An 8,124-nucleotide genomic window follows, 5' to 3' on the forward strand; every position below is an offset into this window, starting at 1 on the left:
GTGGACTTACCTTGGGTTTTGCGCCATGTCCACGATCTCTATGCGGCCCTCTTCCAGATCGACGCGGCTTCGCATGAGGAACTCGAGCGGCACGGGCTGCGCCCACAGCATGCCGCGGATCTGCAGGCCGATGCTGTTGTGGGACTCCAGGGCCGGGCCTTCCATGACGAGTTCGACTTCGAGTGTGCGGGACAAAATGCGCGGCTCGAACTGCAGGATTGCGTTCTTCAAAGCCTGTTCCATGCTGACACGCTGCACCGACGAGGTGAACTGGCCAGACAGCATAGGCAATCCGTAGTTGATGACGGAGCGCGCGGCATTCGGGTGCTGCTTGTCGTCCATCGACAGGCCGTGCCCCGTGGCATTGAAGAGCCAGCCGAGGTCGCGCAGCACGGCCTGGCGCAGCGCCTGCTTGGTGAGCGTGCGCTTGTCGTCGCCCTCGCGCTTCTCGTCGGGCGCGTGGTCGACGAGGCGGTCCAGCAGCGAGGGCTGCAGCCGCTCCTGCGCGGTGAGTTCAGCCACCGCCGCTGCTTTCGCCGCCTTCGGCCGCATCAACAGCGGCGGGCGTGAAGAGGATCTCGCGCACGTCCATCAGCGCGTACTCGCCGGCGTCGCTGCCGAGCACGCGCTGGCCGTAGCCGGCCCAGACCTCGGGGCGCAGCTCGCGCCACTCGGTCTTGCGCGCCAGGCGCAGCTCGCCGTCGTCCTGCGCCTCGGTGCCTTCGTAGCGCGTGGGAATGAGCGCCAGCGTTTCGCCGCCGTTCTCGAACTGCAGGTGCGCGGGCATCCAGACACAGTCGCGCAGGTCTTCGGGCGGCTCGATCTTGATGTGCGCCAGGCGCGCGTAGGGAATCCAGTAGTACTTGCCGTTGACGAAGGCCTCGAGCACCGGGCCCAGGCGCATGTCGGCGTCGGCCAGCCATTCGAAGGGTGCGCCGTCGATGGTGCCGGCGATGGCGGGCGCGCCGTCGAAGGCGCGCTGGCGCAGGTCTTCGGCCAGCCCGCTCTCGCCGCGGCCTTGCCGCAGCAGCGATTCGATGAGCAGTGCCAGCCATTCATCGGGCTGGCCGAAGATCATCGGCGTGCGCGTGCCGGCGAACACGTCGGCGCGCAGGCCTTCGCAGCGCACGGCCTCGCCGTACACCTGCTTCATGGGCACGGCGAGCGCGTCGAGCTCGGCCGCGACGGTGAGCTGGTTGAGCGCACGCTCCCACTGCCCGAGCACGCACAAGAGCTGCGCCATGAAGACGCGGTGCTTGGGGTCGGAGGGCTTGGCGCGCACGTCGTCGCTCAGGGCCTTGAGGGCGGCCACCGGGTCGGCGGCCTTGAGGAAGTCTGCGGCGGTCGTCGTCATGGCGGGGTGCTCCTGGGGGCGTTCGGATTCAGGTCCGGGTGAACTGGCATTCGCGCACCGCGCCGCGCGCGCCGCTGGTCTTCTGCGGGGCCGACTTGATCTTCACCGTGCGGTAGCTGATGGAGACCAGCTCCGAGGGCACGCCCCAGTGGCCGCCGGAGTTGAGCACCAGCCGGCAGATGCGCGCGTTCTCCAGCGAGATCTCGAAGGTGGCCTGCGCCTCGGGCGACTGCGGATCGCCGCCGGCCTTGTAGGCGCTGATGACGACCTTCAGGTCTTTTTCCTGCGCGCGCAGCAGGCTGGCGAGCGTGGCCGTGGCCGCGTCGCTGCGGCGCGCGACGACCAGGTTGTGGGGCACGACCTGGTTCTGCGCGGACGACTCGGGCACCTGCACCGACCAGTAGTAGCCGCCGATGTTCAGGCGCGCCTTGCCGTCGTCGAAGACGCGTTCGAGTTCGCCCTCGACGGGCGAGCCCTTGCTCTCGATCATCATGACCAGGTCGGTCTCGGCCGAGCCGGTGCCGATCAGTTCGTAGAACTGCCGTGCGTCTTCGGGGCTCCAGGAGCCGTCTTCGAGAAATGCCATGTCAACCTCCGGATTCGGACAAAGAAAACTGGACCGGGACCACGCGCGCCCGCCTCATGGCCGCGCACCACCGTCTGCCGCGGCGGCGCTCCTGCGCAGCAAGGCCGCGAACACCTGGCGCTCGCCGCCGGCGGCCGGCGGCTGGCCGCCGCGCACGCGCACTTCCGACACGTCGGCCTGCGCCGCGGTGGCCACGCCGAACAGGCGCGGCGCGCTGTGGGGCGCGGCCGGCACCGCCATGACGAGCAGGCGCGCCTCGCCGGCCGCATCGAGCCAGGGCAGGTCGAAACGCTTGACCGCCGGCTGCTCGGACGTGCCGCGCTTGAAGCGGTTGGTTTCGCCGGCCCCGTCGGGGTACACCGCCTGCAGCGCGCCGCGCGCGTCGATGCCGGTGATGACGAGGTCGAGCGAGCGGCCGCTGGTGTTGCGCACGTTCAGGCGCACGCGCTCCCCTGCACGCAATGCAGGCAGCACGCTCGCGGCCTCGGCGACCGGCACGCTGCGCAGCAGCCGGTCGGCGCTCCAGACTTCGAGCGCCGCATCGAAACCGTCGAGCTGGCCGCCCCTGGCATGGGCCTGCAGCTGGGCCAGCCACTTGAGCTGCGCCATCGCCTGCAGGCGGCGGCGCAGCGCGCCCACGTCGGGCACCACGACGGTCGAGGCGGCGGCGCCGAACACGGGCGCGAGCGCTTCGAGGCGATGGCCGGCGGGGCCGAGGTCGGTCCAGCGCACGTCGGCGCTCGCGGGGTCGTCGGCCAGGCGGATCGCGGCCGGGTAATCGAGGCTCAGGCCGGCGGGCAGCGGCTTGTCGGCGCGCACGCGCAGGGCTGTCGCGGCCGGCTCAGTGACCGGTGTGACGCTCCAGAACGCGCTGCCCGGCAGGTCCTTCAGCGCCGCGGGCACGGCGAGCCAGGCGCCGCCGAGCTTGATCTGCGCGATGGCGGCCGGTGCGCGGCGCACGGTGCCGTCGTCGAGCGTGGCGAGCACGCGCACCTCCTGCTGCGGCGCCAGGCCGTCGAGCAGGCCGGCCTTGACGGCCAGGCTGTCGCCGCTGCGCTGCGCGCCCCACACCGGGCGCGTGGACGCGGGCGCGCCGCTGTTGGCGAACAGCGGCGCATCGAGGTTGCCCTCGGCCACGGGCGATGGCAGCTCGCGCGTGGGAAAGCGCTGCGCGAGCTCGTCGATGACCGGCGGGTACAGCGCGAGCACGCCGTCGAACAGGTCGCGCCAGGTGGCGGGCTTGCGCGCCAGCGACTCGACCACGGCCCAGGTCAGGAGGCCCTGCGGCCGGGCGCTGCGCGCCTTGCGCGGCAGGCGCAGCTCGGGCGTGATCTGGTGGCTCTCGGATGCGAACAGCGCCACGTAGCGGGCGCGCGGTACGACATCTCCCGTCGCTGGCGGAGACAAGGACCGCGCCGTCGACGCACCGCCCGCGAGCTGCGTCGCGCGCAGGCCGCGCCAGCGCACCTCGTCGTCGGTCGGCCCCTCGGCGGTCGCGGGCGCATCGCCCGTGCCGCGCGTCATGGAGTTGGCGGAGCAGGTGTCGAACACCGAGGCGACGAACACGTTCTTCGCGAGGAAGGCCTGGATCCAGGCGTCGAAGTCGACGTCGCGCAGGTCGCCGCTGAGCGCGGCATCGGCGCCGAGCGTGCCGCGCACGTCGCGCGCGAGAAAGTTCTCGGACAGGCCGTCGGGCTCCTGGTAGCGCTTGGCGACGTCGCGCAGGCGCGTGCCGTGGCCGGAGAAGTACAGCAGCACGAAGTCGCCACTGGCCGACTGCGCGAGCAGCCGCGCCAGGGCCTCGTGGATGGCCTGCGATTCGGGCAGCGCGGCGCCGGGCACGCCGTCGGCGAGCACGGCGATGTCGGGCGCGGTGAAGCCCTGCTTCAGCAAGGCATCGCGCATGAGCATCACGTCGTTGCGCGGCGCCTGCAGCCACAGGGCCTGCGGCTGGTTGACGAGTTCGGAGACGCCGACGAGCAGCGCGCGCTGCGCGGCCTGCGCGGCGACACCGCCCGCGCCCCACACCACCAGCGCGAGCAGGAACCGCAGGCTGCACGCGCGCCAGTTCATGGCGGCTCCGAGGCCGGTCCGGCCGATGCGACCAACGGCGACGTCGCGAGCACCGACAAAGCACCGACCGGATCGGCCACACGCAGGCGCCAGACACCATTGGGCCCCGGCCCGCCGACCACTTCGGCCGACATCGTGTGCAGCAGGCGATCGGCCTCGTCGATGCGCACGCCGTCCTTCCAGCGCACGACCAGGTTGGCCTGCGCCGCGACCGGCACCGTGGGCACCGAGCGGAAGCGCACCTCGTCCTCTTCCGCAGTGCTGCGCCCGCCGATGAGCCCCACGTTCTGGATCACCGCGAACAACGCCACCGCCGCGAAGGCTGGGCGCGCCCAGCCTTCGGCGCCGAACCAGCGGCGGATGCTGCCCCACCAGCCGTCCTCGGGCCGCGGCAGCGGCCGGGCGGGCGATGGCGGCGGCGCGGCGGGGGCCTCCTCCTGCGGTTGCGCCAGCGCGCGGCCGAGTTGCAGGCCGGCATCGCGGTACAGCGCCTGGTAGTCGGTGCGCGGGTCCTGCGGCCCGAGCGGCGTGCCCGAAAGCACCGAGAACGCGCCGGCCACGCCGCGCAGCGCGATGCGCCCGGGCTCGGGCGCGATGTCGGGCGCCGCATGCGCGGCCCATTCGTCATGCACCGCGCGGATCGCCGCGAGCCGCGTGGCCGACACCTCGCCGAGCACGCGCGCGGCCAACTGCGGGCTGGGTTCGAGCGTGAGCACGTTCCAGGCCTGGACCACGCCGAACATCGGCTCGAAGGGCTCGTCGTCGGGCTCCAGCAGCACGTCGAAGGGACCGGCCCAGTCGGGCTCGCCGGCGGCCATCCAGCCCTGCCAGAGGTCGCCGTGGATGCAGCGGTCGAGCAGCACGCCGAGCAGGCGCCCGTCGTGCACCACGCTCACGAGGCGGCCCGGCGCCCAGCGCGCGGTGAAGGCGCGCCGGGCGACAGCCTCGCGGCGCCGGGCCAATTCGGTCAAAGGGAGCAGCAGGTCCGACACCACCGGCGTGCCCGCGCCCGCGCTGTTGCCGTGCGGCATCGCGACGGGTGCGGCGTCCGGCGCGGCATCGCCGGGCGGCGCGCCGGTTTCGAACGCATGGCGGATCACGCTGAGCGGGGGCCAGAGGTCGGTGGTCATGGCGTCTGTTCCTGAATGGCTATGTCTTCAGACATAAGACGCTTCAGCCCCGAGGATTTTGAAAACCTGCAGGATCGCCGCCATGTTGTCGGCCTCGATGGCGATGCCCAGGGTCTGGCCGATCCAGCTGCCGATGCGGGTCTGCGCATAGCCGGCGCCCAGCCCTTCGCGCTTGTGCACGAGGCCCAGCCGGCCGGCCCGGTAGTGGTACGAGGCGATGGCATGGCGCGAGGCCACGCCCGACAGCCCGCCCTCGGCCTCCTGCCCGAAGCCCTCGCACAGCAGGATGCGCTCGGGCTCGGGCAGCCCGGCGATGAAGGCGCGCGCCGCCAGCTGCACGGCCTGCGCGCTGAGGCCGTGCTCGGCCAGGCAGCCGTCGAGGTCTTCGCCCGGGCCGAGTTCGTCTTCGAGCTGGGCCTCGGTGATCTGGTCGCCGATGGACACCTTGCGGCGAAACGAACTGGCACGCGTGCAGTCGATGAGGTAGCGGCGAAAGTACGCGCACAGCGCGAAGGCGGTGGACGGCGCGCTGTGGCCGGCGCGCTCTTCCGACTCGTCGGGGTCGGCGTCGAGCCGCAGCACCTTCACGTAGATGAACTGCGCCACCAGCTCCTGCCGCCCCTCGCCCAGCACCTGCAGCTCGGGCGGGTTGCAGGCCACGAGCGCCTCGCCCACGATGCGGTACATGGTGCCCATGTCGTCCGAGGACAGCGTCTGCCGGCGCCGCCAGAGGCGGACGAGTTCAGAGCTTTCCGCGGACGAGAGGGTTTCCTGCATGAAGGGCCAAGGGGGTCGAGAAAGGTGAGGTCAGTCGTCGACGCAGACGCCTTCGGTCGGAACGAGGCACTGCGGAAGATTCGCGCCGACCGGGCCACCGCGCGTGCGGATCGCACCCGACACCGCCGCCTGCGCCACGGCGAGGCCGCGCGGCAGAAGAATCCACAGCTGCCCGCGCTCCTTCATGCGGCGCGCGTTGGTGGCGGCCTGCTGGCCGTTGCCGAAGAAGTAGTCGGCCCGCACCGCGCCGCGGATGGCGCCGCCGGTGTCCTGCGCGATGGTCAGGCGCTGCATGGGTGCGCCGCTGCCGGGCGTGCGCGTCGACACGAACACCGGGTAGCCCAGCGGCGTGCTGCGCGGATCGACCGCGATCGAGCGGCCGGCCGACAGCGGCACGCCGAAGGCGCCCACCGGGCCGCCCGCGGGCGAGGTCGATTCCTTGAAGAACACGTAGCTCGGGTCCTTGATGCCGGAGCCGGTCACCGCGCCGGCCGTGCGCCGGCCCGGCACCACCACCGCGCCGCTGGCCGTGGGCCGCGCCAGCGTGAAGCCGCGCGTGCGGATCACGCTGTTGTCGACGGCGCCCGTGTCTTCGTCGTCGCCGTCGTCCAGCGTCAGCTCGAGCGAGCCGCCGCGCACCTTGACCGCGCTGCGCGGCTTGCCGTTGGCGGCCTGCGCGATGGTCGGGCGGAAGGGCTGGCCGTTCTGCTCGGCGTAGGCCACGCGCACGACTTCGCCGCTGGGCAGCTTGATGCGGCCCGAACCCTGGATCTGCATCTCGTACAGCGCCGTGGCGCTGCTCACGAAAGCCAGCACCTTGGCGTTGGGCGCGCCCTTGGTCTCGATCTCTTCGCGCGTGTAGTACGGCAGCAGGCGCTTGCCGTCGATGCGCAGGCGCACCTTGCGGTCGAGCGTGTCGCGGGTGATGGCCGAAAGGTCGAGCGCGTAGAGGCCCGGTGCGCCCATGTCGCGCGTGCTCAGGCCGCTTTGCACGATCACGTTGCGGCCTTCGACCTTCGCGGCCACCGTGCCGCTGCCGGCCGGGAGCTTGCGCGCATCGACGAACAGCATGTCCTCGGGCTGGCCGTAGACCGGGTAGATGAACGGTGCGACGTAGGTGCGGCTGCCGGCGATCTCGGGCTCGAAGTAGCCGGTGACCACGCCGTCGGGCTTGCGGTCGTCGTCGCGGATCTGGTACGCCGAGAACTCGCTCTCGAAGAAGCCGCGGATCGCCTGCGTGCTCTTGCCGTCGACCTTCAGCGCGCGCTCGCACACCTCTTTCCACTCGGCGCCGCGGCCGTTGAGCACCTTGCAGCTGCCCAGGAAGGCCGGCCAGCTTTCCGAGAAGTCGTCGCGCGCCCAGCCCGGCACGGCGTCGAAGCCGACCGAGGTGTAGGTGGCGAGCTGGGTCGAGAAGGTGCGCGCCTGCCCCGCCACGCTGCCGCCGGTGGGGCGGGCCGGTGCGGTCGCGGGGTCGGCCGTGGTGGGCGCAGTGGCGGCCGAGCCCGTGGCGGTCGGCGGCGTGTTGGCGCAGGCGGCCAGCAGCACCAGCGCGACCACGGTGGCCGTTCGGCAAAGGGGAAGCGCGAAGTGCGGCGACGGTGACGTGTGCATGAAAGTCTCCTGGTCGTGGAAAGGGGGCCGAAGGCGGCCGACGCTCTACAGACGATTACTTCTCGACGATTTTGAAATTCGCGACGCCATAGACGTCGTTGCACGGCGGGGCGCCCGGTGCGCAGACCGGTTTGCCCAACAGCGGCGACGGCCCGGTGCCGCGCGTGGCTTCGAGTGCCGCGAGCACCGGCAGCGGGAACTGCGGGAACACGCCTTCGTTCTGCACGCCCGAGGCGCCGAAGTCGCGCTCGTGCTCGCTCACGAGCACCGCGAACTGGTTGGTGCCGGCCGGCCCGCCGGCGTCCATCGGCCAGGAGGCGCGCGGCAGCGCCAGCGCGGCGTTGGCGGTGATCTTGTTGTACTTGTCCAGCAGGTTCGGGAACAGCAGGAACATCTCGCCGCCGCTGGACAGCAGGAACACATAGACGAAACCGTCGCGCTTGCTGCGCACCTCGAAGGCCAGCTTGTCCTTGCCGATGGCGACCTCGGCCTTCTTCGGCGTGGCCGTGACTTCGAAGCCCGGGGCGGCGCCGGCCGCTAGCGATTGCAGGGATTCGGCGGGGGTGCGCGGCTTGGGCGGTGGCGGAGGT

General features: G+C 71.9%; 8 protein-coding genes. All 8 read right to left on the bottom strand.

What is annotated here, in order from left to right:
* Positions 1–6 precede the first annotated feature (6 nt).
* On the bottom strand, positions 7–522 hold the full coding sequence (gene tssE / locus AC07YS_RS29360) for a type VI secretion system baseplate subunit TssE (protein ID WP_062481207.1): 516 nt from the start codon (positions 520–522) through the stop codon (positions 7–9).
* Positions 515–1,354, bottom strand: coding sequence for a type VI secretion system accessory protein TagJ (locus AC07YS_RS29365; RefSeq protein ID WP_159273677.1), 840 nt, complete (start codon positions 1,352–1,354; stop codon positions 515–517). The genes tssE and AC07YS_RS29365 overlap by 8 nt, the downstream gene beginning before the upstream one ends.
* Positions 1,355–1,382: 28 nt before the next feature.
* Entirely contained in the window at positions 1,383–1,940 is a 558-nt protein-coding gene (locus AC07YS_RS29370; RefSeq protein ID WP_056584544.1) for a type VI secretion system tube protein Hcp, read from the bottom strand.
* A 54-nt stretch (positions 1,941–1,994) separates the two neighbouring features.
* Entirely contained in the window at positions 1,995–4,013 is a 2,019-nt protein-coding gene (locus tag AC07YS_RS29375; protein WP_495270164.1) for a caspase family protein, read from the bottom strand.
* Entirely contained in the window at positions 4,010–5,143 is a 1,134-nt protein-coding gene (locus AC07YS_RS29380; RefSeq protein ID WP_495270163.1) for a hypothetical protein, read from the bottom strand. The genes AC07YS_RS29375 and AC07YS_RS29380 overlap by 4 nt, the downstream gene beginning before the upstream one ends.
* A gap of 27 nt (positions 5,144–5,170) precedes the next feature.
* A complete protein-coding gene (locus tag AC07YS_RS29385; RefSeq protein ID WP_070063873.1) occupies positions 5,171–5,920 on the bottom strand; it encodes a hypothetical protein in 750 nt (249 codons plus the stop codon).
* A gap of 30 nt (positions 5,921–5,950) precedes the next feature.
* Positions 5,951–7,534 (bottom strand): murein transglycosylase A, encoded by a 1,584-nt coding sequence (gene mltA, locus AC07YS_RS29390; RefSeq protein WP_495270162.1) that lies wholly within the window; start codon positions 7,532–7,534, stop codon positions 5,951–5,953.
* A gap of 55 nt (positions 7,535–7,589) precedes the next feature.
* On the bottom strand, positions 7,590–8,124 hold a 535-nt coding region (locus tag AC07YS_RS29395), incomplete at its 5' end, for a DUF4384 domain-containing protein (RefSeq protein WP_495275752.1).

This window comes from Variovorax sp. GW458-11-26-14-LB1 (assembly GCF_059423965.1).